Source organism: Mycobacterium sp. Root135, from assembly GCF_001426545.1.
Classification (GTDB): domain Bacteria; phylum Actinomycetota; class Actinomycetes; order Mycobacteriales; family Mycobacteriaceae; genus Mycobacterium.
Genome location: NZ_LMEZ01000007.1, coordinates 86115 through 111461 on the forward strand (window position 1 = coordinate 86115; position 25347 = coordinate 111461).

Annotated in this window: 28 protein-coding genes; 13 read left to right on the forward strand and 15 right to left on the reverse strand. The window is 65.8% G+C overall.

Going from position 1 to position 25347, the window contains the following annotated elements:
- The first annotated feature begins 9 nt into the window (after window positions 1–9).
- Window positions 10–1515 carry a cytosine permease gene (locus ASD37_RS20650; RefSeq protein WP_082570305.1) on the forward strand — a complete coding sequence of 502 codons (1506 nt, stop codon included), beginning with the start codon at window positions 10–12 and terminating at the stop codon, window positions 1513–1515.
- Window positions 1512–2435, forward strand: coding sequence for a polysaccharide deacetylase (locus ASD37_RS20655; RefSeq protein ID WP_056555815.1), 924 nt, complete (start codon window positions 1512–1514; stop codon window positions 2433–2435). The genes ASD37_RS20650 and ASD37_RS20655 overlap by 4 nt, the downstream gene beginning before the upstream one ends.
- Window positions 2436–2450: 15 nt before the next feature.
- Here ASD37_RS20655 and ASD37_RS20660 read toward each other — a convergent pair whose 3' ends face one another.
- From ASD37_RS20660 to ASD37_RS20670, 3 genes are read right to left on the reverse strand one after another with little or no spacing between them, the layout of a single operon-like run.
- A complete protein-coding gene (locus tag ASD37_RS20660; RefSeq protein ID WP_056555818.1) occupies window positions 2451–3830 on the reverse strand; it encodes an MFS transporter in 1380 nt (459 codons plus the stop codon).
- A 32-nt stretch (window positions 3831–3862) separates the two neighbouring features.
- A complete protein-coding gene (locus ASD37_RS20665; RefSeq protein WP_056555821.1) occupies window positions 3863–4600 on the reverse strand; it encodes an enoyl-CoA hydratase/isomerase family protein in 738 nt (245 codons plus the stop codon).
- A gap of 1 nt (window position 4601) precedes the next feature.
- Entirely contained in the window at window positions 4602–6137 is a 1536-nt protein-coding gene (locus tag ASD37_RS20670; RefSeq protein WP_056555824.1) for an aldehyde dehydrogenase, read from the reverse strand.
- 125 nt (window positions 6138–6262) lie between these two features.
- Between ASD37_RS20670 and ASD37_RS20675 the strand changes: the two genes are divergently transcribed.
- Window positions 6263–6958, forward strand: coding sequence for a GntR family transcriptional regulator (locus ASD37_RS20675; protein ID WP_082570306.1), 696 nt, complete (start codon window positions 6263–6265; stop codon window positions 6956–6958).
- Between the two features lie 127 nt (window positions 6959–7085).
- Here ASD37_RS20675 and ASD37_RS20680 read toward each other — a convergent pair whose 3' ends face one another.
- On the reverse strand, window positions 7086–7406 hold the full coding sequence (locus ASD37_RS20680) for an EthD family reductase (protein WP_056555828.1): 321 nt from the start codon (window positions 7404–7406) through the stop codon (window positions 7086–7088).
- A 372-nt stretch (window positions 7407–7778) separates the two neighbouring features.
- Between ASD37_RS20680 and ASD37_RS20685 the strand changes: the two genes are divergently transcribed.
- On the forward strand, window positions 7779–8357 hold the full coding sequence (locus tag ASD37_RS20685; RefSeq protein WP_200959953.1) for a DUF2165 domain-containing protein: 579 nt from the start codon (window positions 7779–7781) through the stop codon (window positions 8355–8357).
- A gap of 88 nt (window positions 8358–8445) precedes the next feature.
- On the opposite strand, the gene ASD37_RS20690 is transcribed toward ASD37_RS20685, so the two are convergent.
- From ASD37_RS20690 to ASD37_RS20705, 4 genes are all read right to left on the reverse strand, one after another.
- Window positions 8446–9177 carry an alpha/beta fold hydrolase gene (locus tag ASD37_RS20690; RefSeq protein ID WP_056555832.1) on the reverse strand — a complete coding sequence of 244 codons (732 nt, stop codon included), beginning with the start codon at window positions 9175–9177 and terminating at the stop codon, window positions 8446–8448.
- Between the two features lie 46 nt (window positions 9178–9223).
- Entirely contained in the window at window positions 9224–10066 is an 843-nt protein-coding gene (locus ASD37_RS20695) for an alpha/beta hydrolase (RefSeq protein WP_056555835.1), read from the reverse strand.
- A gap of 214 nt (window positions 10067–10280) precedes the next feature.
- Entirely contained in the window at window positions 10281–11240 is a 960-nt protein-coding gene (locus tag ASD37_RS20700; protein WP_056555838.1) for a helix-turn-helix domain-containing protein, read from the reverse strand.
- Window positions 11241–11643: 403 nt separating this feature from the next.
- Complete coding sequence (locus ASD37_RS20705; RefSeq protein WP_056555841.1) at window positions 11644–12468, reverse strand: TIGR03619 family F420-dependent LLM class oxidoreductase; 825 nt, start codon at window positions 12466–12468, stop codon at window positions 11644–11646.
- Between the two features lie 91 nt (window positions 12469–12559).
- On the opposite strand from ASD37_RS20705, the gene ASD37_RS20710 reads away from it, so the two are divergent.
- Window positions 12560–12967: a MerR family transcriptional regulator gene (locus ASD37_RS20710; RefSeq protein ID WP_235568490.1), complete on the forward strand. Its 408-nt coding sequence runs from the start codon at window positions 12560–12562 to the stop codon at window positions 12965–12967.
- A 20-nt stretch (window positions 12968–12987) separates the two neighbouring features.
- Here ASD37_RS20710 and ASD37_RS20715 read toward each other — a convergent pair whose 3' ends face one another.
- Genes ASD37_RS20715 through ASD37_RS20745 form a run of 7 tightly spaced genes read right to left on the reverse strand, consistent with a single transcriptional unit; the run spans window position 12988 to window position 18013 of the window.
- The gene (locus ASD37_RS20715) at window positions 12988–13323 is read right to left on the reverse strand and encodes a hypothetical protein (protein ID WP_156720999.1); all 336 of its coding nucleotides are present in this window, start codon (window positions 13321–13323) and stop codon (window positions 12988–12990) included.
- 26 nt (window positions 13324–13349) lie between these two features.
- Complete coding sequence (locus tag ASD37_RS20720; RefSeq protein WP_056555844.1) at window positions 13350–14393, reverse strand: LLM class flavin-dependent oxidoreductase; 1044 nt, start codon at window positions 14391–14393, stop codon at window positions 13350–13352.
- Window positions 14393–14617 carry a tautomerase family protein gene (locus ASD37_RS20725; RefSeq protein ID WP_056555846.1) on the reverse strand — a complete coding sequence of 75 codons (225 nt, stop codon included), beginning with the start codon at window positions 14615–14617 and terminating at the stop codon, window positions 14393–14395. The genes ASD37_RS20720 and ASD37_RS20725 overlap by 1 nt, the downstream gene beginning before the upstream one ends.
- Before the next feature lies 1 nt (window position 14618).
- Window positions 14619–16112, reverse strand: coding sequence for an aldehyde dehydrogenase (locus ASD37_RS20730; RefSeq protein ID WP_235568491.1), 1494 nt, complete (start codon window positions 16110–16112; stop codon window positions 14619–14621).
- Complete coding sequence (locus tag ASD37_RS20735; RefSeq protein WP_056555848.1) at window positions 16099–16830, reverse strand: alpha/beta fold hydrolase; 732 nt, start codon at window positions 16828–16830, stop codon at window positions 16099–16101. The genes ASD37_RS20730 and ASD37_RS20735 overlap by 14 nt, the downstream gene beginning before the upstream one ends.
- 14 nt (window positions 16831–16844) lie before the next feature.
- Window positions 16845–17396, reverse strand: a complete 552-nt coding sequence (locus ASD37_RS20740) for an amino acid synthesis family protein (protein WP_056555850.1) — start codon at window positions 17394–17396, stop codon at window positions 16845–16847.
- Window positions 17393–18013, reverse strand: coding sequence for an amino acid synthesis family protein (locus ASD37_RS20745; protein WP_056555853.1), 621 nt, complete (start codon window positions 18011–18013; stop codon window positions 17393–17395). The genes ASD37_RS20740 and ASD37_RS20745 overlap by 4 nt, the downstream gene beginning before the upstream one ends.
- Window positions 18014–18289: 276 nt before the next feature.
- Here ASD37_RS20745 and ASD37_RS20750 point away from each other — a divergent pair, with 276 nt between their 5' ends.
- The 8 genes from ASD37_RS20750 (at window position 18290) to ASD37_RS20785 (ending at window position 25306) form a co-directional block, all read left to right on the forward strand.
- On the forward strand, window positions 18290–19960 hold the full coding sequence (locus ASD37_RS20750; protein WP_082570362.1) for a BCCT family transporter: 1671 nt from the start codon (window positions 18290–18292) through the stop codon (window positions 19958–19960).
- The gene (locus tag ASD37_RS20755) at window positions 19953–20381 is read left to right on the forward strand and encodes an ester cyclase (RefSeq protein ID WP_056555855.1); all 429 of its coding nucleotides are present in this window, start codon (window positions 19953–19955) and stop codon (window positions 20379–20381) included. The genes ASD37_RS20750 and ASD37_RS20755 overlap by 8 nt, the downstream gene beginning before the upstream one ends.
- Window positions 20381–20884 carry a flavin reductase family protein gene (locus ASD37_RS20760; protein WP_056555858.1) on the forward strand — a complete coding sequence of 168 codons (504 nt, stop codon included), beginning with the start codon at window positions 20381–20383 and terminating at the stop codon, window positions 20882–20884. The genes ASD37_RS20755 and ASD37_RS20760 overlap by 1 nt, the downstream gene beginning before the upstream one ends.
- An 18-nt stretch (window positions 20885–20902) precedes the next feature.
- The gene (locus ASD37_RS20765) at window positions 20903–21568 is read left to right on the forward strand and encodes a GntR family transcriptional regulator (protein WP_142271049.1); all 666 of its coding nucleotides are present in this window, start codon (window positions 20903–20905) and stop codon (window positions 21566–21568) included.
- Between the two features lie 178 nt (window positions 21569–21746).
- On the forward strand, window positions 21747–23165 hold the full coding sequence (locus ASD37_RS20770; RefSeq protein WP_156721000.1) for an APC family permease: 1419 nt from the start codon (window positions 21747–21749) through the stop codon (window positions 23163–23165).
- Complete coding sequence (locus ASD37_RS20775) at window positions 23162–24022, forward strand: universal stress protein (RefSeq protein WP_056555864.1); 861 nt, start codon at window positions 23162–23164, stop codon at window positions 24020–24022. Before ASD37_RS20770 ends, ASD37_RS20775 begins: the two co-directional genes overlap by 4 nt.
- Window positions 24023–24039: 17 nt before the next feature.
- Complete coding sequence (locus ASD37_RS20780; protein ID WP_235568492.1) at window positions 24040–24444, forward strand: (2Fe-2S) ferredoxin domain-containing protein; 405 nt, start codon at window positions 24040–24042, stop codon at window positions 24442–24444.
- A 76-nt stretch (window positions 24445–24520) separates the two neighbouring features.
- Complete coding sequence (locus ASD37_RS20785) at window positions 24521–25306, forward strand: TetR/AcrR family transcriptional regulator (protein WP_162253293.1); 786 nt, start codon at window positions 24521–24523, stop codon at window positions 25304–25306.
- Window positions 25307–25347 lie beyond the last annotated feature (41 nt).

The window sequence follows — 25347 nt, forward strand, 5'->3', positions numbered from 1 at the left end:
GGAGCTCACGTGACGAAGGCACATCAGCCACCAACCCGCGCCGCCCAGCCCGGGTCGACGCACCCCGTCGTCGACATCCACCAGATCGAAGAGGTGTTGCAACCCGTTCCCGAGGACGTGCGCACCACCAAGGTCTCGGGACAGTTCTGGATCTGGGCCGGGGCCAACATCGCGCCGATCAACTGGGTCCTCGGTGCGCTTGGCATCGGCCTTGGCCTTGGCCTCCGCGACACGCTCATCGTGCTGATCGCGGGAAATGCCGTGGGGATGGCACTCTTCGGGGTTTTCGTCCTGATCGGACAGAAGACCGGGGTGACGGGAATGGTACTGTCCCGGGCCGCCTTTGGTCGCCGCGGCGCATATCTGCCCGCGGCGATCCAGGCCACCCTCGCGGTCGGCTGGTGCGCCGTCAACACCTGGGTCATCCTGGACCTCGTCATGGCATTGTTGGGCAAGCTCGGCCTCGTCGACCCGGAGGCGGCCAACATCGCGGCGAAGATCGCGGTGGCGACGGTCATCATGGCGGTCCAGGTCACGGTCGCGTGGTTCGGCTACCGCACGATCGCCGCCTTCGAGCGCTGGACCGTCCCACCCACCCTGGCCGTGCTGGTCGTGATGTCGATCGTCGCGTGGTTCCACCTCGACATCGACTGGTCCTACGCCGGGCCCGCCGGCGCCGAGCTGCACGGAGCCGCCCGCATCGCCGCCATGTCGGCGGTGATGACGGTGATCGGGATCGGTTGGGGCATCACGTGGTTCACCTATGCGTGCGACTATTCGCGTTTCGTCAGCACCACGGTGCCGCGCCGCAAGCTGTACCTGGCGAGCACTCTTGGCCAGTACGTCCCGGTGGTCTGGCTCGGCGTGCTCGGGGCCAGCTTGGCGACGACGAACGGCTCGGTCGACCCCGGCGCGCTAATCGTGTCCAACTTCGGCGCTCTCGCAATCCCGGTGCTGTTCCTGGTGATTCACGGACCGATCGCCACCAACATCCTCAACATCTACACGTTCTCGGTCGCGACCCAGGCCCTGGACGTCAAGTTGCAGCGTCGGACACTGAACGTGATCGTGGGCGTCTTCGCGCTCGCGGCGGTCGTCTTCTTCATCCTGCAGTCCAGTCTCGCCACGGTGCTCAGCACCTGGCTCGGCGCGATAGTCGGCTGGATCGCCAGCTGGGCGGGCATCATGTTGGTGCACTACTTCGTCGTCGAAAAGAGACACCTCGATGCCCACAGGCTGTTCGACCCCGTCGGCAGCCGACGACTGCCGGACGTCAACTGGGCGACCTTGGCGTGCTTCGTCTTCGGCATCGTGGCCACGTGGATGTTCATGTACGGGCCGATCGACGTGATGCAGGGCTACGGATCCCGCGCACTTGGCGGACTGGACTTGTCGTGGCTCGTCGGCGGTCTCGCGGCGGCAGGGTCCTACGCGGTCGTCGGACCACGGACCCAACGTCAGTACCGAGTCGAAGTGCCCTCCCCCGCCGACGCATCCGAGATGAGGAATGCATGACCACACCGTCTGAGGGGTTGACCTGGCCTGAGGGTCGTCGTGCCGCCGCGGCGTTCACCTTCGACGTCGACGCCGAATCCTGTGTGCTGGCGCACGACCCGACCTCGGCGGTCCGGATGTCGCTGATGAGCCATCAGGCCTACGGCCCGAAGGTGGCGGTGCCAAGGCTGCTGCGCGTACTCGAACGGCAAGGCGTTCACGCGACGTTCTTCGTGCCAGGATTCACCGCGGAGTGTTACCCGGACACCGTCCGCGCCATCGTCGACGGTGGTCACGAAATCGGCCATCACGGCTACCTGCACGAGCAGATGCAGGGCGTCGACGCCGACACCGAGGCCCGTTATCTCGACCGCGGCTTGGAGGCGTTGGATTCCGTCGCGGGGATACGTCCGGTCGGATATCGCGCCCCGTGGTGGGAAATGAACTGGCACACACCGCGACTGCTTGCCGAACGCGGATTCGTGTACGACTCAAGCCTGCTCGACGGCGACAAGCCGTATCGCTTCGCGGTCGAACCGGACGCCACCGACACCCTGATCGAGATCCCCGTGGACTGGACGCTCGACGACTGGGAGCAGTACGCCTGCTATCCGGGGGTGATCGGCAACGGATCCATCGAGAGCCCCGTCAAGGTGCTCGAGATGTGGACGCTGGAGGCCGAGGCCCACCACCTCGAGGGCGGATGCTTCGTGCTGACCAACCATCCCTTCATCTCCGGGCGTCCGTCCAAGGCCGTGGCGCTGGAGCGGCTGATCGAGACCGTCAAGGCGATGGACGGCATGTGGGTGACCACCCTCGGCGAGATCGCGGAGCACGCCAGGAAGGCGTGCGACGAGACCGTCGTGCACACCAGATTCGAGGTGCCGACGTTCCCGGACGTGCGCGTCCGCCGGATGCCGCCGGCCGGCTCGGCGCACTAGAGCCGGGCTGGCACTTCAGCTCTCGGTGCGCCCCGACACCGTCGCCGCACCCGAGCCGCGGACCGTGGCGTCTGGCGTGGGAATCTCGCCGTGGACGAACTGCCCGTGGGTCTCGGGCAGTCGCATCAACCCGATCAACGAGACCACGATCAGAGCGGACACCACCGTGGTTGCCATCGCGATGCTCCCACCGAACCAGCTGGTGGCGATCAGCCCGGCGACGAGCGGGCCGGCAGCGGTGCACAGTCTGCCAATGCTGTTGGTCACGGCCATTGCCGACGCTCGCACCGAGGGACCGAACAATTCGGGGAAGTACACGGCGTTTCCGCTGAGGACGCCGAACACGCCGAACCCGACGACCGGGAGCATCCACATGTACATGGTGAACGTGTGCCCGAAGGGATACAGGATGCATACCGACACCAGACCGACCGTGATGCTCATGAGGTAGGTCCGCTTGCGGCCAATCCTCTCGGCGATGAATCCCCAAGTGGTGTAACCGATTATCCCGCCGACGTTGAGCATCGCAGTGCCCCAGGCGACTGCCGTGACGGCTCCGGCCCCGCTGACGCCGTCGGCGGCCACCACCTCGCGAATGTTCTGTGGCGTCCAGGTGGTCACCCCCCAGAAGGCGAAGAGTGCTCCGATGCAGATCAATGTGCATGCCAGTGTGGTGGGAAGGAGTGGCCGGGTGAACAGACGTGTCAGCACGAATCTGTCGGCCTCGTCGCGCGCCGCACCGGCGACGCGTTGCGCCTTGCGCTCCTTGCGGGCCGCCTTGACGGCAACCATCGTCTCGGGCTCGTGGACGTTGCGGCGGATGTACAGCACCAGCAACGCGGGAAGAAGGCCAAAGGCCATGACCCAACGCCAGCCCAGATGACCGGCGAGGCTGTACACGAGAGCGGCCAGCAAGGCGCCCCAGGCCAGGCCCGACATCATGATGCCACTGGCCTTGGCGCGGTGCCTGCTCGTCGACCAGGCCTCCGCCACCAGCGCGGCGCCGATGGGGAGTTCGACGCCCGAACCGATGCCTGCGACGAATCGGAACACCAGGAAGAGTTCGTAATTGGGGACGACAACGGCCACTGCGGTGAAGACCGAGTACAACAGCACGCCGGCGATGAGGACCCGTACTCGACCGACGTAGTCCGCAACCACGCCAAGGGTTATCGCCCCCAAGGCCCAACCGACGAGAAATACGGTGACCGCAAGGCCACTGTGGAATGTCGACGGCCTCCCGATCAGATCGGCCGTTGCCGGCCCGACGACCTGGGTGAACAGGCTGTAGTCGAAGCCGTCCAAAGCCCAGCCCAACGTCGTGGCTGCCAGGACGGACCATTGGTACCGACTGATGTCGCGGTGCCAGGGTTGGGTGGACTTGCTGACGGTCACTAAAGGCTCCTTTGCCCGATGTTGCGACGTGGTCAGGGCACGAGGGGCGTGGATGCCGCGGCAGTGCCCTCGTGCCGGCGAAGCGCACCGACGGTGAGGCGATGGATGCTCGTCTCCAGAGCCTGGTTCTCGTCGAGCGCGTTGAACGTGCGGATCATCGACTTGATCTCGGCGTGGATGCGCGGATTGCGGGCCCGCAGAGTGCTGATTCGCCGGGTGACAGCTTCGGTGAGCGCGTCGGCGTCGGCGACGACTTCGTTGACCAACCCGAGTCGTTCTGCTCGGTCCGCCGAGATCCGCTCACCTGTCGAGGTGAGCCAGAACGCATCTCGGTCGCCCACCATCCGTGGAAGCCACGCCAGAACCAATGCTGGCGCGAGATCTATTCCTACCTCGGGGAACCAGAAGGCGGAGTCCCTCATGGCGATCGACACGTCGCAGGCGGCGATGAGACCTACCCCGAATCCAGCCGCGTCGCCGTGCACCTCGGCGATCGAGACCAACCGGCTTTCCCGTAGGGCCCGGTGAAGCCCAGCCAGTATTTGCGTCTCGGCGACGAGGTCTGCGGGATCGGTGCCCGCACGGTCGCGACCACCGCAGAACATTCCACCCACGGCCCGCAGACGCAGGATGTGCGCGTCGACCGGCGGATCATTCGCCAACTTCATTAGCTCCGAGCACATTTCGACACTCATGAGGTTGTCCGGAGACCGGTCGATCACCACGTCGACAATCCCGTCACGGCATTCGGAGATCGTGAGACCCGTCATTTCAGTTCAACCGATCCGTCGCGACGCCGCCGTACCAGTCGACGTCGTCGGCGGCGATGCGGACGGTGACGGCACGCACGTTGGTGAAGTCGTTGAAGGACTCCCACCCACCTTCCCGGCCGACGCCGCTTTCTCGCACGCCGCCCCACGGGGACGACGGGTCCAGTCGGTGATGGTCGTTGATCCAGACCATGCCGGTCTCCAACTGGCCGGCGACCCGGTGCGCGCGGGCCACGTCGCGGGTCCAAATCGCCGAGCCCAGCCCGAAGTCGGAGTCGTTCGCCATGGCGATCGCCTCGGCCTCGTCGTCGAAGGGAATGGCGACGACGACGGGACCGAAGATCTCTTCGCGAGCGATCCGCATGTCGTTGGACACGTCGGCGAGGACCGTCGGCTCGATGAAGAACCCGCCGGGAAGCCCGGGCACCGTGGCCGCGCGCCCACCGGTGACCAATCGTGCGCCGTCGGCGACGGCGGCGTCGACGTGCCCCAGGATGCGCTGTCGCGCCCGCTCGGAGATCACGGGCCCCAGCTGTGTGGCAGCGTCGGCTGGATCGCCGATGCGGATCGACGCCGCGACCTTGGCGAGTCCCTCGACGACGTCGTCGTAGATGGTTCGCTGGATGAGCAGTCGACTTCCGGCGATGCACGTTTGCCCCGCGCCGACGAAACCGCCGAATGCCGCGCCGCGCGCCGCGACGTCGACCGGCGTGTCGTCGAAGATCAACACCGGAGACTTGCCGCCCAGCTCGAGTGTGGCCTTGGCGAACCGTTTGGCCGTCGCGACGGCGATGGTGCGCCCCGGCTCGGTACCGCCCGTGAAGACGGCCTTCTTGACCAAGGGATGCTCGGTCAGAGCGGCGCCAGCGGTGGGCCCGAGACCGGTCGTCACGTTGAGGACGCCGGCGGGAATGCCTGCCTCGAGGGCGATCTGACCGATCATCAACGCGGTCAACGGCGTCTGCTCGGAGGGCTTCAGCACCACGGTGTTGCCCGTCGCGAGTGCAGGCGCCAGGCTCTTGGACGCGATCATCAAGGGGTGGTTGAACGACGCGAGAATCGCCACGACACCGAGCGGAAAGCGCGTGGTGTACGAGTGGTAGTCACCGCGTAGGGGCACGACCGACGTGCGATCGGCCAGCAGAAGTGCCGCGTTGTAGCGGTACCACTCGGCAAGCCGGTTGATCTGGGCCTTGGTCTCGGTGATCGGTCGACCGTTGTTGAGGGTCTCCAGCCGGTAGAGCGCGTCCATGTTCGCTTCGATCCCGTCGGCGAAGCGGTGGATCAACCGCGCTCTGTCCTGGATCGCCATGGTCCGCCACGGCCCATGGCGGAACGCCGTGTGGGCAGCGGTGACCGCGTCGTCGATGTCGCCCCGGCTTGCGCTGGCGACCTCGACGATCACTTCGCCGGTGGCGGGATTGGTCACGGCGATGGGCTCGGCGTGCCCGTCGACCACGCGCCCGTCGATGAGCAAGCCGGTGGGTCCAGAGAAGGCGCCTGCGGTGCCCGCGGCCTCATTGTGCGTAACCGTCATCTCATCCTTCGTATACGAGTCGTGCTTTTGGTATACCGCGACGGTACAGACGTGTGATGCACGTCGCAAGGGGATACAAGGTGGGTTCGTTAGACTCACGTCGAGTTGGGAAGCGAAGGGGGATCATGACGGTCGAGTCAGCGGCGACGCGGGTTGCCGCCGACCTGCGGCAACGGGTCCTCAGCGGCGACCTTCGCCCGGGCACCCGTCTCTCCCAGCAGCAGATCGCCACCGAGTACGGGGTCAGTCGCATGCCGGCACGCGACGCCCTACAGACCCTCGCCAACGAGGGACTCTTCGACGTCAGCGCAGCCTCGGCGGTGGTCCGCCGACTGTCCATCGGCGAACTGCAGGAACTCTACGAACTACGCGGGGCGGTCGAACCGATGTTGACACGCCTCGCCGTGCCCAACGTGGGGCGGGCCGAGCTCACTCAGATGGCCGCCCTGCTGAACAAAATGGATTCCGGGTGCACACCCACCGAATGGCTGCAACACAATTCGGCGTTCCACGCCCTGGTGTTCACCCGGGCCAACCGTCCGACGATGATTCACCTCACCGAGCAGTTGCGCCGACTCACCGACCGCTACCTGTACTTGCACGTCGGGGTGTTCGGCGACCAAGCGCACCTCCACGAAGAGCACCACCAGATCTTCGACGCAGTCAGTCGAGGCGACGCCAACGCGGCGGCGGACCTGACCAGTGCCCATCTGGCGACGTCCCACGAGTTCATCCTGCGGTTCCTGCTCGACAGCGAGCTGACCTCAGCCGACCACATCGGGAGCCATCCGCTCGTCTCGTTCGGAACGTCGGAAAGCTAACGGAGCCAAGGGTAAATCCTTCAGCGGCCTATGTCGGTGGTACGACGACTCCGGTGCCGGGTCAGGGTCGGCCCGGCACCGTCGTCATGTCATGGTTCGCCCGATCGCGCGTCAGCGAATCGTTGGCTCAGCCTCGTGCAACTTCAACATCGGACATCAGAATGCGCACACCACCGGTGGCGAGTCGAAACAGCGCTTGGATGAAGGCCCCGGCCTCGGGCGTCGTCACGGCGAGGCTCGCGGCGTCATAGTCGGCGAAGTACAAATCAATCATCCGGTAAGCCGGTGTCGGCGTTCCATCCTCCTTCGGCCACACCTTCGAGGCCTCGAGGCGAACGTACCCGGGAATCTTGCGGGCGGCCTCCAGTTGTTGGGCCACGTAGGCGGTTTCAAAGGCACCGGGATCGACGGGATTGTCGTAGATGACGGTGAGCTTGGTTTCGGACACGTGAATCTCGCATTTCTGTAGGGGACTACGAGAAGGTATGGGCATACCCTCTCAAATGTCTAGCCCGTTACTGTGAAACCCCTGTCTTGCAGTCGATTTCAGCGCTGCTTCATGGAACGACAGGAGACATCGGGTGCCAGAGCCTATTCATCCTGTGCCAAAAGGTGCCACAGCCTACGACTTTCGGGATTTGGTTTGTATGTTCTAGTTGCGACGCCGCGAAGCAACTGGCCGCCACCGCCGACGGCACATCGACACTTCAGGAGGACGCGATGACGTACCCGTTGGTCCTCGACCAAGTTCTGCACCAATTGACCTCGTCAGCAGGGGAATTGGATTCCTGAGTATCGCCGCCGGACCATGGGACGCGCAGTGAGCGTGATCAGGCCGCCGCGTTGGACGGCACTTGGATCGCTGCCCGTCGTCATCGGTGTATTCGTAGTCCTCAATGCCGCCTACATCTTGCTCGTCGCGATTGGCAACCTCACCGACTTCGCAACCAACCAGGCCTTCGTGCACCACGTGTTGGCGATGGACACCACGAACTTTGGCGCCGACCCGGGTACCGAACTCGACCCGAATGTGATGTGGCGCGCGATATCTGCGTCGCCACCGCAGAACGCCGCGTACGTCTGCATCATCGTCTGGGAATCACTGGCGGGCATTGTGCTACTTGCTGCAACCGCCGCTTGGTTCATCGATCGCGGCACCTGCCACACCCGCGCGCGAGCTCTGTCCACGATCGGCCTGTTGATGATCATCTCGCTGTTCGTCGGCGGTTTCGTCGACGTCGGTGGCGAATGGTTCCAGATGTGGAGATCGACCAGATGGAACGGCTCGGACACCGCTTTTCGCATCGTGGTGCTGGCATCACTGCCGTTGATTCTGATTCACCTACCGGTGACGACTTGCCGGTGTCCGGCGGCTGAACAGTTGCGCGACGACTCGTAGCCAGGCCCCTGCCAGCCCCCATGGACGATACGAACCGCATCCTGGGTCCGTCCTCTCCTTGGCGATGAACGAGGTCTCCGTTCGTGTTTCAGTCCCGACCGGCGAGCTCCAACTTCACCGCCAGTAGCGCCGGGTTGGTGTAGAGGACCTCATGCGACCCTGCCATGGTCACCAATCTAAAAAGCCCGAGCCTGCGGGCATTGACGAGCCAGCCAACCCGCGGATCTCCCGGCGGAAGGGAACAATCGTCGAGGCAATGAACATAGCTGCGGGGCACAGTCATCAGCTCGTAGAACGCCTTCATGTCTAGCTTTTCGACAACCGGGCCAAGCGGTTCGGGAGTCAGCATGCTGTAGATCTCCTGAGCCCGTTCCAAGTTGGCGTCGCCGATGAATGCGTCTCGAAAAACTTCGAAGGGCAGCATGACAGTGTTGTCTCCCGACTGCTCGGCGAGTTTGCGGAACAACTCTTGATACGCGACGGGTGCGTTATCCAACACGCTTGTTCCGTCTTCGGGGATGAAAGCGTTCAGAAACACCAGTCGCCGCACCTTTTCGGGTGTCTTCGCAGCGAGCCGGGCAACGACGCTACCCGCAAAGCTGTGCCCGACCAGAACGAAGTTGGTAAGGCCGTGTTGGCCGATGTAGTCGGCGACGGACGCGACACAGTCATCGTGACTGACATCGCGATCGGCGCCTGCTCCGTGTCCCGCCATGGTCGGGCAATGGACCTGGTGTCCCCGTTGCCGTAGGCGCTCAGCGACATCTGCCCATGCGCTTCCGTCATCCCATGAGCTGTGCACGAGAACGTACGTAGACATCTTGATTCCAATCGTTCTTGAAGGGTGCAGGTTTGAATGCTGCCCTTCAGTGCACGGACGCGATCGCGGAGTCGATGACCTGTGTGACGGCCTCGGGGTGCGAGACCAGGGTCAGGTGCGAACCGCCGTCGAAGTGCGTGACCTGTGAGTGTGCCCGTTCGGCCATGGCGGACTCCGAGCTCGGGGTGATGACCTGGTCGCCGCTGCTGATGAAGTACCAGGACGGAATGTCCTTCCACGCAGCACTCTTCGACGGTGCGAACAATGCGGCTGTGGAGGCCGCCCGCTGGCTGGCCCAGGCTCGGGCGGCGAGGTCGGGCGGAAGGTCGTTGCCGAAGTGCTGCAGGAAGATGTCCTTCTTCAGGTAGAGCTCGGCTGCTCCGTCGGGCGCCCCAGGGGAAGGAACGGGATCGAACAGTTCGCCTTGAGGTCTGGCCAGCACCGAGTCGGCTCCGCTGAGCGCCGCAGTCGTTTCACCCACGTCGGGAGCTGCCGCGTCGACGTAGACCAGCGCCTTGACGTTGGGATTGCCGGCGGCGGCGTTCGTGATGACCGATCCGCCGTAGGAATGCCCGACCAGCACGATCGGGCCGCTGAGCGTGGCGAGGAAGTCCTTCACCGATTCGGTGTCGGTATCCAGGTTCTGCAAGGGATTGGCAATCGCGCGGGCGTCATATCCCTGCTGCTGCAACGCCGCGACTTCGCCACCCCAGCTCGACGCGTCGGCGAAGGCGCCGTGGACCAGGACGACGGTGGGCCGCACGCCGCTGGGCGCCGGTGCGGCGGGTTCTGCCACGGCGACGGCCGACGGCCCTACCGCGGCACACGTCATTGCAGCTGCACTCGCGAGTGCCGCCTTGGCGAGGATCTTCCGAGTATGTCGAATCATGTCGATGTCCAATCTGTTTGAGCCGTGATCGGCCAGAATCCTTGGCTGCGAGCCAGTTGAGTACGACTCCGGCGTGGCGTCCATCCAGCGCCGAGCCATGGCGAAGCGCTTGACTGCGACCCTAGGTCGAACTGGGCACGCCAAAACCGTTGGCGGATCGGTCATGCACACGGTGCACGAGTGTCGGCACACGGTGAGGCACGGGCGGTAGTGCTCAGGCGGGAAGCTGGCGGGACAGTTGTCGCCACTCGCCGGGGGACACACCGAAGGACGTTCGGAACATTCGCGCAAAACTGGAGGCATCGGTGAATCCCCACCGCCGGGCCACCACGGATACGGGATCGTGCAGGAATGCCGCGGCGAGTTCGCGCCGTGCTCCTTCGAGTCGCCGCGTTCGGATCCAGTCCCCCAGCGAAATGCCTTCGGCTGCCAGGATTCGGTACAGCTGCCGCACCGATATGTGGTGTTCGGCGGCGATGCGTCCGGGTGCGAGGTCGGGGTCCCGTACGTGCGAGTGGACGTACTCCATGATCCTCACGAAGAGTGTGGCTTGCAATGCGTCTCGGCCCAAGTCGACGGCGTCGAGGTGGGTCGTGATGACCGCTCGAAGCAAGTCGACGCCGGGCTCGCTGACCACGTCGCCGCCCGGGCGGTCAAACGCCTCCGGCGAGGTGGCCAGTCGGTCGAAGTAGGTGACCGCCATGTCGGAAATCGGGTGTTCTGGACATAGTCGGATGGCGCCAACTTGTCTGATGACGTCGACAGGCAACGCCAGTCGATCCAGGGGTATCCGAAACTTGTGTTGGGTCAAGCCGTCGTCGTCGGCGATCACGAATGGACTGGTTGAGTCCCATACGGCGAGATCGCCTGGGCGCAAGGTGATTTGACGACCGCGCTGGTCGACGACGCAGGATCCTGTTTTCTGAAGACCCAGGAAGAGGCTCGGCCTGAAGTCGTCGCGGGGCAACGCCCTGTACTGCACTTTGACGGCAGACGTGGTCACCGACCACACGGTCAGCTCGGTCAGGTCGGTGATCTCCACACTCGCCGAAGCCGGGCCGCGATCAGGCGAGAAGTCGATTTCGAGCGGGGCGAGCGTCCGCGCGACAGTGGCACGTACCGCTTCTTCGCGATCGGCCTCCGGGACGTCCCTGGTCTCGAATCTGATCGTCACCGCGCCGCCCTCAGGCCAACGAGCAGACCCAGACCTCGGGCATGGGTGTCGTAATGCAACGCGCACCCCTCAGCCTGGTTCGACGACGACAATCCTCACATTTTGCCATCGACAGCTGCGGAAATGAACAGCAAGGGACAAACCGCCGGAAGAGCCGAACACCTCCGTGGCACGTTGGCGTGCCGCGTCCACGTCGGTCGTGGCGCCTTCTTGGTCGAGTCCGCCCGCGCCGGGGCAGCGAAATCCCCGTGTGGACAGGATGAGTCAACTCTGCCGAGAGCTTCGTCGACTCACGCCACGGACGGCGGATTGGCACACACGCCTCTGACAACAGACCGATAGCCGGGTCTCAGCGGGGACCCCCAGATAAACGGTGCGACGGCGAGTTGGCTCTCTGCGTCGCTCAAGGCCGGTGACCGGCCTGCCAACGATCCATCAGTTCGGTCATGGGCGCGGACGTCTGCGCGCTGGGCCCGAAGTGAATGGTCACCTCGTCGGCGCCCGCCGATTCGTAGGCGTGCAGCCGATCGAGTAATTCCGCGACGCTCTCGCGGCTACTTTCCCGGGAAAGCATGATGCCAGCGGAGATCCGGCGCGGTGCCGATAGCCGATCCAATTCCTCACGCCTGGTTCGGAATTCCTCCGCGGTGAGCCCGAAGGCCTGCCAGCGGTCGGCAACGCGCGCGGCCCGGCGGAACGCCGGTCCGGTCATGCCGCCAACCATGACGGGAACCGGCGCTGTCGGCCGGGGTTCGAAAACCCCCGCGGCCGACCCGAAGAAGCGGTTCTCCTGGGGCGTTTCACCCCGGTGCAGCGCGTGAATCAGGTCGATCGTCTCGTCGGTCCGCGCTCCTCGCTCGGCGAAGGGAACACCCACGGCGTCGAACTCGCTCGTGTCCCAGCCGACGCCCACACCGAACACGACTCGCCCGGGTGCCAGACGCTCCAGCGTGGCGAGCTGTTTGGCCAGCAGCACCGGCTCCCGCAGCGGGACGATGATCACCGTCGTCCCCAGCGTCACCCGGTTGGTCACCGCGGCCACGTGGGACAGCAGCATCAGGGCCTCGTACACGCCGCCGTAGACGTCGCCGTATGGCTCCGGCGGCAGCAGGTGATCGGGCACCCACACTCCGGCGTAACCCAACTCCTCCGCCAAGCGGGCTTGCGCGACGATCGACGCGGGCTCGACGCCGGCCTCGTCGTTGGACAGCGCGACACTTAGTTTCATTCCGCGGCAATTTCGTTCGCAGTGGACGGATCCCCGCGAAGCGGGTTGCACTGATCTGCTCTCATGACCCGAATGCTAAAGTCTGACATCTATGTCAAGGTCAAGTCCCGCGTCACGTTCGGCGTCGACGGCCATCTCCATCGGCGAGCTCTCACAGCGCTCGGGTGCCTCTCCGCGGATGCTGCGCTATTACGAGCAACAGGGCTTGTTGAACCCCGTCCGCGGGGACAACGGCTACCGCCGATATTGCCCGGACGACGTGACCACGGTGGCCCAGATCCGTGGGCTGCTCGACGCCGGCCTCCCGACCGACGCCATCCGTCAGATCCTCCCGTGCGCGCACGGGAGCGAGCCGACGATCGACCCGTGCCCCGAAATCCTGAGCGCGTTGGCTCACGAGAAGGAACGTCTCGACGAGCGCATCCGACACCTGTCGACCAGCCGCGACACGTTGGATCGCTATCTCACCGCCACACATGCGGCGCTGCAGCGGGATTGAGCTCGTCCTTCGAGGCGTGTTTAGGACGCCTTGAGGCCCGGCGCCAACTCGTCGAGCATCAAGTCGGCAACCTGGTGCTCCGACCGGGTCAGCAGAACCACGCCGTCGGCGATCCCGAGCCGCTGCACGTCGGAGATCAGGCCGGCGAGGCCGCGCGGCGTGCCGACGTAGCGCACCGACTCCCTCTCTTGGTCCCCCAGTCCGCGCAGCGCCGCCTTGGCGTCGCGGTCGATGTGCACCTCGACGTCGAGGAACACCTCCGGCGCCGCTTCGCCACGCTCCTGGGCTTGGGCGCGGATCGCTTGGGACTTCCGAGCCGCGTCGCGAAGGTCGACCGCCGAAATGCGTACGGGCATGGCTACTCCTGAGGTGAGGTCGGCGATCACTGGAACGCCGGGACGACTTCCTTGATGAACAATTCGAGTGACCGGCGCTTCTCGTCGTGCGACAGGCTGTTGTCGCACCAGAAGCTGAACTCGTCGATGCCGAGCTGCTGGTAGTAGCGGAGCCGCTCGATGACTTGGTCCGGTGTGCCGATCATCGCGGTGCGGTGCAGAGACTCCAGCTCGAACTCGGGCCGACCCTCGAACTTGGATTCGGGGCTGGGGTCCAGGAACCCGTCCACGGGCGTCGACTTGTTGCCGAACCATGCGTCGAACGTGCGGTAGAACTTCGAGATTCCCTCGGCGGCGGGGCGCCATCCGTCGGGGTCCTCGGCGGCGTGCACGTGGGTGTGGCGCAGCACCATGATCTCGGGCCTGGGCACCTCGGGGTGGTCGGCTACCGCCGTGTCGAACTTGCGCTTGAGGTCGGCGACTTCCTCGTCGCCCTTCATCAGCGGGGTGACCATCACGTTGCAGCCGGACTTGACCGCGAAGTCGTGTGAGTCGGGGTCGCGGGCGGCGACCCACATGGGCGGCGACGGCTCCTGGATCGGCTTCGGCACGCTGGTCGAGGTCGGGAACTGCCAGATCTCCCCGTCGTGGGCGTAGTCGCCCTGCCACAGTTTGCGCACCGCGGGAACCAGCTCGCGGAGGTGCTTCCCACCGTCGGTCGCGGGCAGGCCGCCTGCCATCCGGTCGAACTCGAATTGGTATGCGCCCCGGGCTAATCCGATCTCGGCGCGGCCGTTGCTGATGACGTCGAGCAGGGCGCACTCGCCGGCGGCACGGATCGGATTCCAGAACGGCGCGATGATGGTGCCCGCACCGAGCCTGATGGTGGTGGTCTTGCCGGCCAGGTAGGCGAGCAGCGGCATGGGGTTGGGCGAGATGGTGTACTCCATGCTGTGGTGCTCACCGATCCAGATGGTGCCGAAGCCGCCGGCCTCGGCCATCAGGGTGAGCTCCGCGAGGTTCTCGAAGAGCTCACGGTGGCTGACCTGGTCGTCCCACCGCTCCATGTGGGCGAATAGCGAGAATCTCATCAATGCTCCCTGACTTGTTGGCTGGCGGAATTCTGGGCGTCCATCTCGGACAAGGTGAGATCACCCGTGGCCCAGTGCGTTCGGGGCACCTCGCGGACGATGACGCGGATGTGCTCGGACTTGGTGTCGACGGTGCGTAGCACCGCTTCGTGCACTTCCCGCATCATGGCGCGGACCTGATCGGCGGACCGACCTTCGGCGAGGGTCACTTCGACGAGCGGCATGTCAGCTCCTCAGCACGAACGGGTCGGGGACGGGACCTTCGTCGGTGTTGATCCAGACGCTCTTGAGCCGCGTGTACTCCCGAATGGTCTCGGTGCCGTGCTCGACGCCGACGCCGCTGCTCTTGAAACCCTGCCGCGGCGACATCGGGGACATCGCCCGGTAAGTGTTGACCCAGATCGTGCCCGCCTCGAGTCGTCCCGCAACCCGATGCGCGCGAGCCAGATTCGAGGTCCACACGCCGGCCGCGAGGCCGTACTCGGTGTCGTTGGCGAGCCGGATGACCTCGTCTTCGGTGTCGAACGGCATGATCGCCGCGACGGGCCCGAAGATCTCCTCGCGGACCACCCGCATGTCGTTGGTCACGTCGACCAGAACGGTCGGTTCGTAGAAGTAGCCGCCCAGTCCGCCGTCGGTGGCCTGACCGCCGGTCAGCACCCGGGCGCCCTCGGAGCGACCGAGGTCGACGTAGGAGGCGACCTTGTCGCGCTGATCCTCGAAGGCCAGCGGGCCCAGTTCGGTCGTCTCGTCGAGCGGGTCGCCGATGCGGATGCTGCGGGCGCGCTCCGTGACACGTTCGAGCAGCTCGTCGTACACCGAGCGGTGGGCGAACACGCGGCTGCCTGCGATGCACGTCTGTCCGGCGGCGGCGAAGATGCCCGCCACGACTCCCGTTGCGGCATTGGCGACGTCGGCGTCGTCGAAGACGATGTTCGGCGACTTGCCGCCGAGTTCGAGGGTGGAGCCGATGAACCGGCCCGCTGCCGACGACGCGATCCGTGACCCGGTCGCCGTGCTGCCGGTGAACGAGATCTTCGCCAGGGCGGGGTGGTCGACGAGCGGCTGGCCCGCCTCGACGCCAAAACCGGTCACCACGTTGACCGCGCCGGGCGGGAATCCCGCCTCGATTGCGAGCTCGGCCAACCGCAGCACGGTGGCCGAGGTGTACTCCGACGGCTTGATCACTACGGTGTTGCCGGCGCACAGCGCCGGGGCCAGCTTGCTGGTGGTCAGCGTCAGCGGCGAGTTCCACGGGGTGATGGCGCCGACGACGCCCAGCGGCTCCCGGGTGGTGTAGTTGAGCACCCGGCGATCCGAGGTGGGGATGACGTCGCCATTGATCTTGTCGGCCAAGCCGGCGTAATAGTAGTAGTACTCGGGCAGCGTCGTGAGCTGACCGCGCATCTCGCGCAACAGCTTTCCGTTGTCCAGCGATTCAGAGCGGGCCAGCTCCTCGGCGTTCTCGGCGACCAGGTCACCGAGGCGGCGCAGCAGATGTCCCCGCTTGGTCTGACTCAGATCGCGCCATCGCGGGTCCTCGAAGGCCCGGCGTGCGGAGCGGACGGCAGCGTCGACGTCGACGGCGTTGCCGCGTGCCGCCTCGTAGAGCACCTCGCAGTTGGCCGGGTTGGTACTCGCGAAGTACTGACCCGAATCGGGTTCGGCCGGCTTGCCGTCGATGAAGTGCTGCAGGGTTTTCCGCTCAGACACGGGCATACCTTCCAAGGAATGTGGACAGGATTCGGACGAGTTCGGCCGGCCGTTCGACCGGCAGCATGTGACGGGCGTCGGGTACGACGACTGCCTCGCAATTCGGGATCGCGGCGGCGAGCCTGCGGGTCATCTCCGGAGTGGAGCCGGGGTCGCACTCACCGGTCACGGCCAACGCAGGCACGCCGATGCGGCCCAGGTTCGGCCCCAGTTCGGCATCCGCGGTTGCGAACACCCGGTAGCTGTTGACGAAGCTGTCGGGGTCGTTGGCGAGCAACGTGCGCTCCGTGCGAGCGATCAGCTCCGCGTCGACGTCGGTGCCGTCATACCAACGACGAAGGGACGCTTCGGTACTGGCACGCACGTCGGTGTCGGCGGTGCGCAGCCGCTCCAGCACAGCGGCCCGCTCCGCCGGTGTGCGCAGGCACACCGAACTCACCGAGGTGAGCGTCGCGACGAGTTCGGGACGGTGGATCGCCAGGTGCTGCGCCACCATCGCGCCCAGCGAGAAGCCGACCAGGTGCGCGCCGTCGGGGATGTCGGCGGCCACCCCCTCGGCCAGATCGGCCAGCGTCACCCCGGGGCCGACGGGCGGTCGGGCACCATGGCCGGGCAGATCGGGGGTGACCACCCGAACGTCGTCGCCCAACAGGGCGGCCACCGGCTCCCACACGGAGTGGTCGAGGCCTACTCCGTGCAGGAACACGAGCGTCGGGGTGATCACCAGGATCTCCTGCGCTACTGCTCGGTGGACAGCGGCGCGAGGCGCTGCTGCGGACGGCCCTGGGCGGCGGCGGCCAACGCGACGACGATCTCGTCGGCGTGCGGCGCGTCGGCGATGCGAACCTCGACCGTCTGGTGGTGAGACCGGATGGTCGCGTCGGTGATGTGCTTGAGCGGGATGTCGAACAGGACGCCGGCGGGGCCACGCTTCTCGACCGCGGGCAGCAGCGTCGTGGCGTTGGCGGCCTTGCGGAAGTGGTCACCGAACTTGAGCGTGTGGATCAGTCCGGAACCGTGTTCGATCTCGCCGTCGAGGCCCACGATCGCGGCCTTGCCGTAGGCCTCGGCGGTCTCACCGAGTGCGTCGAGGACCTGCGGCGCCAGCAGCGAGCCGAGATCGGATGCGGTCGCGTCGATGCCGGGGTTGAGATCCTCTACGAAACCTTGACCGGCCCAGGGGTTCTCGATGACCGCCGCGACGATGGCAACGCGCGCGGGCGGGTTGACCTCCCGGCCGCCCTCGGTGCGAATCTCCTCGACGATGGTGACGATCTTGCGGATCTTCATGACAGCACACTCTCCAGACTCTTGACGGTAACTGCAGGATCAGTCTTGCGGTCCCCGATGCGGGGATGTGGCCGCGGGCCGGTGGAGCCGGCGGCGACGATCACCAGCTCGTCGGCCCGGGGCGCGTCGGAGATGCGGGTGGTGATCGTTTGATAGTGACTGCGGGTTGCGGCCTGGGTCTTGTGCCACAGCGGGACGACCAGCGCCTCCCCTGCCTCTGCACGGGTGTCGGCGAAGCAGATGATCGACTCACCGTCGAGAAACTCGCGCATTAGGTTTCCGAAGTACGGGGTGTGGATCAGGGCCCCTCCGTGCTCGATCTCCCCCGCCGTTCCGACGACCGCGGCCTTGCCGAACGCCTCGACGGCGTCGACTCCGCCCAGCGCGTCGACCAGCTTCGCGGTGAGCAGTCTGGCCAGCGCCGGCGCGATCCGCTCGACCTCGGCCGACAGATCGCGGCCCGCTCCGGTGCCCACCCACGGGTTGGAGATGACGGCGGCCACGCTGGCCTGGCTGGCCGGCCGGGCAGGCCGCTCCCCGCCCTCGGTGACGACGAGCTCGCGGTAGACCACCACCTTCCGGAGGCCCAAGTGTCGCGTCGGATCATCCTGTTGCATGCAACAGACGCTAAGTCATGCCGAGCCCCCGGTCAAGAGCCCCCGGGCCATACCCGTCGCCCCAATGGGGCGGGTTACCTCGAAGTTAAGTAATCGTTGCAGCTAGAACCATCCGTAGCTGTATGTCTCCTGCGAGCGGGGCCACACCGCCCAAAACGCGGACCAAGTATGTTGGCGAGCTCCATTGACATTCGCTTGTGATGGTGGTTACTTTCTGTTGCATACAAGCGGTCCCCGGCAGAGTCGCCGACCCACATGCCACGACGAGGAGTGCTCATGCCGAATGAACTCACCACCGAGCCGACACCCGTCGGCGTGGCAGAGATAGAAGAACCAGGCCCCACCCCGGTGCTCGACGAGGCCTCGGACCTGCCAGAGATCGACTCTCCGTCCCGCTCGAGCGGCCGCCTTGGCTCGGTGTTCTGGACATCGGTCGGCGTCTCGGCCGTGTTCGTCGTCTGGGCGGTGTTCTTCACCGAGAACCTGAGCACCGTGACGACGGCGTCCCTCAACTGGGTGACGGGCACGTTCGGGTGGCTCTACTTGGTGGTCTCACTGGGGATCCTGATCTTCCTGGTGTTCCTTGCCTTCAGCCCGTTCGGGGATACGCGGCTCGGCAAGGACGACGACCGGCCGGAGTTCGGCACGATCACCTGGCTTGCCATGATCCTCAGCGCCGTCATGGGCATCGGCCTGGTCTCCTACGGTGTGGCAGAGCCGATTTCGCATCTCGCGACACCACCACACGGACTCGCCGCTCCGAACACGCCGGAAGCCGCGGTCCGTGCGCTGCAGTACTCCTACTTCGACTGGGGCCTGCACGCCTGGGCGATCTTCGCGGTCTTCGGGTTGGCGATCGCATACTCGACGTACCGCAAGGGCCGTCGCACGTTGGTCAGCCAGCTGTTCGTCCCGCTGCTCGGTGACCGCGTGAACGGGCCGATCGGCAAGACCATCGACGTCCTCGCGGTCTTCGCGACGCTCTTCGGCACCACCACGTCCCTGGGTCTCGGTGCGCTGCAGGTCAACAACGGCCTGGCGTCGCTGTTCGGGATCCCCGTCACCAACGTCACGCAGGTGCTGATCATCGCGGCCGTCACAGTCGTGTTCACGATGTCCGCGGTGACCGGTGTCAGCAAGGGCATCAAGTTCCTCAGCCAGGGCAGCGTGGTGCTCGCCGTCGCACTGTTCGTGTTCATGCTCGTCGTCGGGCCGACGGTCTTCATCGCCAATCTCTACATCGAGGCCCTGGGCACCTGGGCGACCGACTTCTTCCGGATGAGTTTGCAGGGCACCGCATTCGGTGGCCTCGAGTGGATGCAATGGTGGACCTACTTCATGCTGGCCTGGTGGGTGTCGTGGGGCGCCTTCGTCGGCGTCTTCCTGGCCCGTATCTCCAAGGGTCGCACCATCCGCGGCTTCATCATGGGCGTGCTGGTCGTCCCCAGCGTCGTCTTCTTCAGCTGGTTCACCGTCTTCGGCGGCACCGCCATCCACGTCGACATGTTCGAGGGCGGCGACATCGCACAGCGCACCGCTAAGGACATCAACAGCGCGTTCTTCGCCACCCTCGAACACTTCCCGCTGTCGACGGTGACGTCCGCGATCGCCATCCTGCTGGTGGTCATGTTCTTCGTATCCGGCGCCGACGCCAACACGTTCGTGCTCGGAATGATGACCAGCGACGGGCATTTGGCGCCACGCCGCTGGGTGCTGATCCTCTGGGGTGCGCTCACCGGGTTGACCGCGGTCGCCCTGATGCTGGGCGGCGGGCTCAACGCGCTGCAGAACACCGTCATCGTCGCGTCACTGCCGTTCCTGATCATCATCGCCGGCCTCGCGGTCTCGTTCTGGATGGAACTGATCGCCGACCGCCGGGCCAGCCTCACCACCAGGAACGCCGCCGCGTTCCTCAAGACCCCCTTGGAAGGAAAGCACGATGTCTGACAACGACACTCGCCGCAACCGCATCAACGACGCCTGGGTGGCCGCCTGGGACCGCGGGGAGGTGGACGCACTCGACGGCTTGCTCAGCGCGGACTACCAACGCGTCAGCGGAACCGGAACCGCGCAGGGCCTGACCGAATTCAAGGCGTCCATCGTGGCGACCCGGTCAGCCTTCCCCGACCTGCTCACCGTGGTCGACGAGATCGTCGTCGAGGGTGACAGCGCCGCCATCCGGTGGCACAGCACCGGAAGCCACGAGCACTCGTTCCTCGGAGTTCCCGCGACCCGACGCCAGGTCAACGTCAGCGGCGCGACGTTCGCGCGCTTCGACGGCGACTCCATCGCCGAGGAATTCGTCACCTGGGATCCGCGCACGCTGCTCACCGCGCTCGGCATCATCTCCGTCGGTCAGGACAGCTGATGGCCGTCACCCAGGTGCAGCCCGATCTCGACGTGATGAAGCAGGTCAACCGGCAGTTCGTCACCGGCGTCACCGTCGTCACCGCCATGGACGACGGCACCCCGCGCGGACTGGCGGTCAACGCCTTCGCCAGCATCTCCCTGGACCCGGCGACAGTGATGGTCGCGGTGCAACACACCTCGTCGACGCACGACTGTCTGTTCCGGGCGGACCATCTGGCGATCAACATCCTGTCCACCGACCAGCTCGACGTCGTCAACCGGTTCGCCGTGAAGTCCGACGACAAGTTCGCCGGACTGGATTGGGACGCCGGGCCTTTCGGCAGCCCGCTGATCGCGCGTAGCGCGGCGGTGATGGAAGTGCAGATTCGCGAGCGGCTCCGGGCCAGCACACACACCGTCTTCATGTGCCGAGTGGTACACGCCGAGGTGAGCAACCGGCATCCGATGGTCTACAGCGCGGGTAAGTTCTTCGATGGCGGTACTCTCACCGACCTTGTCTGACGTGACCAAGAGGATGGCGTGAACGCGAAGAACGGCAACGGCTCGATTCAGGGTCGGCTGATCTCCGAAGTCCGGCGCCGCATCATCGCCGGTGAGATCTCGCCGGGGGTCAACATCTCCGAAATCGCGATCGCCGAGGAATTCGGCGTCAGCCGCACCCCCGTCCGAGAGACCTTCAAACAACTGCAGACCGAGGGACTCGTCGAAATCCGGCCCAGGGTCGGCACATTCGTGACGACGCCGTCGCGGCGTGAGATCACCGAGCTCTTCGAGATGAAGGAATTGCTGGAGGGTGCAGCGGCACGGCTGCTGGCCCAGCGCGGCCGCGTGCCCGAAGTCGAACTGCTCGAAGAGAACCTCCGGCAAGCCGACCAAGCGGTGGCCGCCGACGACAAGGCTCGCTACGCCGAACTCGTCGAAGAGTTTCACAACCTGCTCATCGCCGGCGCCGACAACAACAAGCTCGAAGCGCACTACCGGACGTTGATGAATCAGCTCGCCTACGCCCGACTGGTCAACACGTCGTTGAGCCAGCCCGGCAGGCCGCTGCAGTCCGACCGCGAACACCACCACGTGCTGGACCTCATCGTCGCCAAGGACGGTGACAGCGCCGAACGCGTGATGCGCGAGCACGTGCGGGCCAGCCGGCAGGCTCTGCTCGCCGGGCTCGAATCCGCGATCTGAGGGCTGAGGGCGTCGTTTCGGCGCCACCGAGGAGGGCTTCGGTCCGCCCCGTAATTCGGAATGTCGTCCGAAACGTTCGGCCAGCGTCCCCAAGTGGATAGGGTGTCCGTCTGGGAACCCGACCGCCACCCCCGGGGGCGACGCGGGATCTTCCCGATGGCCGACGAAAGGTTCTCGCGTGCAACAGAACACGGCACCAGCCGCTACGTCTCACCTATCGCGATCACTTGGACTTTGGGCGATCGTCGGGCTCGGCCTCGGCTACATGACCCCGATGACCGTCTTCGACACGTTCGGCATCGTGTCGGAGGAGACGAACGGCGTCGTTCCGCTCGCCTACATCGTCGCGCTCGTCGCCATGGTGTTCACCGCGCTCAGCTACGGACGGATGACCCGCGTCTTCCCCTCGGCGGGGTCGGCCTTCACGTATGCATCGGAGGTCATCCACCCCAACGTCGGCTTCCTCGTCGGGTGGTCCTCGTTGCTCGACTACCTGCTGCTGCCGATGGTCAACGCGGTCATCGGGCGGATCTACTTCGAATCGTTCTTCCCCGACGCTCCGTCCTGGATCTTCGTCCTCGTCTACGTGGCAATCGTCACCGCGCTCAACTGCTGGAGCATCAAGGGCACGTCGAACATCAACGGAGTGCTCGTCGTCTTCCAGACGGTGCTCATCGGCGCGTTCGTCGTCCTGACGTATCTGTCGTTGTCGCGCGGCCTTGGCCAGGGCACCGCGCTGACGCTCGAACCGCTCTATCACGCCGGCGTGGACATGGGGGCAGTCATCGCCGGCGCCACCGTGGTGTGCTTCTCGTTCATCGGGTTCGACGCGATCACGATGTACAGCGAAGAGGCGAAGACGCCCAACACCGTCCCCAAGGCGATCGTCCTGGCCCTCCTCATCGGCGGCGCGATCTTCCTGCTCGGTGCGTGGTTCGCCCAGAGCGCCTTCCCCACGCTCGACGGCTTCGAGGTCACCGACGACACCCTGCCGGAGCTCGCGCTGAAGGTGGGCGGAGAGTTCTTCAAGATCCTGTTCGTCTCGGCTGCGTTGGCGGCCATGTTCGCGTCGAGCCTGTCCTCGCACGCCAGCGTCTCCCGCATGATCTACGTGATGGCCCGCAATCAGACGGGGCGCATCCCACGCTTCCTGTCCTACATCCACCCGAGGTTTCTCACCCCGCTGCACGCCGTGCTGATCGTCGGGGCCGTGTCGCTGCTCGCATTCAGGTTCACGCTCGAATTCGTGTCGGCGATGATCAATTTCGGCGCCCTCATCGCCTTCACCGTCGTCAACCTGACCGTGCTCCTGTACTTCGCCGTGCACCTGAAGAAGCGGCACACGCCGGTCGAGATCTTCACCAACATCGTGCTACCCGTCATCGGCATGTCCCTGACGGTGGTGCTGTGGCTGAACCTGCACTTCGATGCCCTTCTCTACGGCGCCATTTGGTTCGTCATAGGCCTCGTACTGCTGGTGTACGTCACCCGCGGGTTGCGCAAGCCGCTCACGATGAAGATCGAAGAGGAGACCCTGTCCGAGGAGGGCACGCCCATCGAGCACGTCGAGCACCGCAGGAAGGGTGGAAGCAAATGAAGCTCGTCGTCGGCTATCTCGCGACCGCCGGTGGGGCCGACGCAGTGTCACTCGGCGTCCGACTGGCCCGCACCCTTGGCGCCGAACTGGAACTGCGAATGGTGCTGTCCCCCGACGACGTGACCACCCCTCGCGTGACGGCAGACAGGTTTCACGAAGTGCTCGCCGGACAGGGCTCGGCATGGCTCGACGAGGCCATGCGCCTGGTGCCCGAGGACGTCACAGCCGCGGCGGAGGTGGTCATCGGAGAGTCGGTCGCCCAAGCGCTTGGCGACGAAGCACTCAAGCTCGGTGCCGAGGCCCTCGTGGTCGGTGGATCCGGCGGCGGTCTGGCCGGCAGCTTGGCGCTCGGCTCATTCGTGGACGACCTGCTGCACTCCGCGCCCGTGCCGGTCGCAGTGGCGCCGCGAGGTACCCGACACTCCGAGGTACAGCGCATCCAGCGCGTCACCTGCGCGGTCGGGGATCGCCCCGGCGCGGCTCGGTTGATCGACACCGCGGTGTCGGCGAGCCGGGCCACCGGCGCACCTCTACGACTGGTCTCGCTGGTGGCGCTCGACGAGCACGGCGAGAAGGGCCTCGAGGCTGCTCGCGAACATGCCTACGCCACACTGGAATCCGTGAAATCGGCACTACCGGAGGGCGCCGCCGTCACCGCGGTCGTCGCCGACGGCGACACGGTAGAGGCAGCCGTCGAGGGACTCGATTGGGAGCCCGGCGATCTGCTGATGCTCGGGTCGAGTCGACTGGCCCCGCCTCGTCGACTGTTCATCGGTTCGACGGCCGCCAGGATCCTGCGTGTCCTTCAAGTTCCGATCGTCGTGACGCCGGGCGAGGACGCCAACCCGTCCACGTGACCGCTGGGACGAGGGTCGTGACGGAGCTGCCGTCGACGTCGAGCAGAATCGACACCATGGCCCTCGACCGAACCCGGCCCACCGTCACCGTGTGTCGGGGATGCTGCTGCGGCACCGCGAAGAAGCACCCCGACACCGACCACGAATCCCAGCTCGGCATGCTGCGCGAACTGATGCAGGACGTGGCCGATCTGCGGGTCACCGACTGCCTCGGACCGTGCGAGCGTTCGAACGTCCTCGTCGTCACACCGTCGGAGGGTGGACATCAACGCGGCGGACGATCGACCTGGCTTGGCTATGTCTTCAACGAAGAGGCGGGATCGGACATCGCCGGCTGGCTGCGCGACGGTGGGCCCGGATTGGCCGACTTCCCACGAAGCCTGCGGCGGTACCGATTCGAGAGACTGAGAAAGCGTCGCTGACGGCAAGGATGCTCCCGCCGCAGGACCTCGATTCACGTCGCTGGCGCCACAGACCGGCTGCGGCATACTCGTCACTGTGACGGGTGCGCGCACCGGAGTGTGCGAATGGTGCGGGGAGCGGTTCGAGGCGAGGAGCGGGCGCGGTCCGGTCGGCCGCTACTGCCGACCGTCGCACCGGCAGCGGGCCTGGGAGGCGCGCCGGGCGTCCCGCTGGCCCAGCGCCACCTCGCCGTCCGACGCCGAACACGCCAGGGCGCTCGATGAGGCGAAATCCTCAGTGCCACAGGGCAAGCGCAAGGTCACCCCCCGACGCCCGTCGGGTCGCGAGGCCATCGTCGGGTCGCTAGTCTCGGCGGCCACCGAGGAGTTCGCGGCTGTCGGGTTCCGCGGCGCGTCGATCCGTTCGATCGCGGGGCGCGCCAACGTCAACCACGGCATGATCAGCCGGTACTTCGGGTCGAAGGGTCAGCTGCTGCACGCTGCGTTGAGCGCGCTGGCCGAGGAGAACGCCAAGCACCTGCGAGCCAACGACGACTTCGACGCCTACCTGTCGAGGCGGTCGTTCCAGTTGGAGACGCAGATCGTCGGGCGGCTGATCCTCGAAGGCGTCGAGCCGACGCTGCTGCCGACGTCGCTGCCGGTCTACGACTTGCTGGGCCCGGCCATCGCCGGTCGGCACGGGCTCTCGGCCGAAGAGGGCCGGATCGCCGTCGCCGCCCGCAGCGCCCTCACGCTGGGTTGGGCGCTGTTCGGCTCGTGGATCGGATCTGCCTCGGGGCTGTCGCCGGACGGGCAGCAGCGGCTGCAGGCGAGCATCGGCGAGCAGATCCGCCGCCTCGGCGTCGAGACCGGTGATTGTTGACTCCAACCGACTGCACCCGGTTGTATCCACTGGTGATGATG

Bases quoted from the DNA above. Each gene is read 5' to 3' on its own strand.
- ASD37_RS20655 (WP_056555815.1), top strand. From the start codon at position 1,512: ATGACCACACCGTCTGAGGGGTTGACCTGGCCTGAGGGTCGTCGTGCC.
- ASD37_RS20665 (WP_056555821.1), bottom strand. From the start codon at position 4,600: ATGACGGGTCTCACGATCTCCGAATGCCGTGACGGGATTGTCGACGTG.
- ASD37_RS20670 (WP_056555824.1), bottom strand. From the start codon at position 6,137: ATGACGGTTACGCACAATGAGGCCGCGGGCACCGCAGGCGCCTTCTCT.
- ASD37_RS20675 (WP_082570306.1), top strand. From the start codon at position 6,263: ATGACGGTCGAGTCAGCGGCGACGCGGGTTGCCGCCGACCTGCGGCAA.
- ASD37_RS20690 (WP_056555832.1), bottom strand. From the start codon at position 9,177: ATGTCTACGTACGTTCTCGTGCACAGCTCATGGGATGACGGAAGCGCA.
- ASD37_RS20695 (WP_056555835.1), bottom strand. From the start codon at position 10,066: ATGATTCGACATACTCGGAAGATCCTCGCCAAGGCGGCACTCGCGAGT.
- ASD37_RS20705 (WP_056555841.1), bottom strand. From the start codon at position 12,468: ATGAAACTAAGTGTCGCGCTGTCCAACGACGAGGCCGGCGTCGAGCCC.
- ASD37_RS20710 (WP_235568490.1), top strand. From the start codon at position 12,560: ATGTCAAGGTCAAGTCCCGCGTCACGTTCGGCGTCGACGGCCATCTCC.
- ASD37_RS20715 (WP_156720999.1), bottom strand. From the start codon at position 13,323: ATGCCCGTACGCATTTCGGCGGTCGACCTTCGCGACGCGGCTCGGAAG.
- ASD37_RS20720 (WP_056555844.1), bottom strand. From the start codon at position 14,393: ATGAGATTCTCGCTATTCGCCCACATGGAGCGGTGGGACGACCAGGTC.
- ASD37_RS20725 (WP_056555846.1), bottom strand. From the start codon at position 14,617: ATGCCGCTCGTCGAAGTGACCCTCGCCGAAGGTCGGTCCGCCGATCAG.
- ASD37_RS20730 (WP_235568491.1), bottom strand. From the start codon at position 16,112: ATGCCCGTGTCTGAGCGGAAAACCCTGCAGCACTTCATCGACGGCAAG.
- ASD37_RS20740 (WP_056555850.1), bottom strand. From the start codon at position 17,396: ATGAAGATCCGCAAGATCGTCACCATCGTCGAGGAGATTCGCACCGAG.
- ASD37_RS20745 (WP_056555853.1), bottom strand. From the start codon at position 18,013: ATGCAACAGGATGATCCGACGCGACACTTGGGCCTCCGGAAGGTGGTG.
- ASD37_RS20750 (WP_082570362.1), top strand. From the start codon at position 18,290: ATGCCGAATGAACTCACCACCGAGCCGACACCCGTCGGCGTGGCAGAG.
- ASD37_RS20755 (WP_056555855.1), top strand. From the start codon at position 19,953: ATGTCTGACAACGACACTCGCCGCAACCGCATCAACGACGCCTGGGTG.
- ASD37_RS20760 (WP_056555858.1), top strand. From the start codon at position 20,381: ATGGCCGTCACCCAGGTGCAGCCCGATCTCGACGTGATGAAGCAGGTC.
- ASD37_RS20775 (WP_056555864.1), top strand. From the start codon at position 23,162: ATGAAGCTCGTCGTCGGCTATCTCGCGACCGCCGGTGGGGCCGACGCA.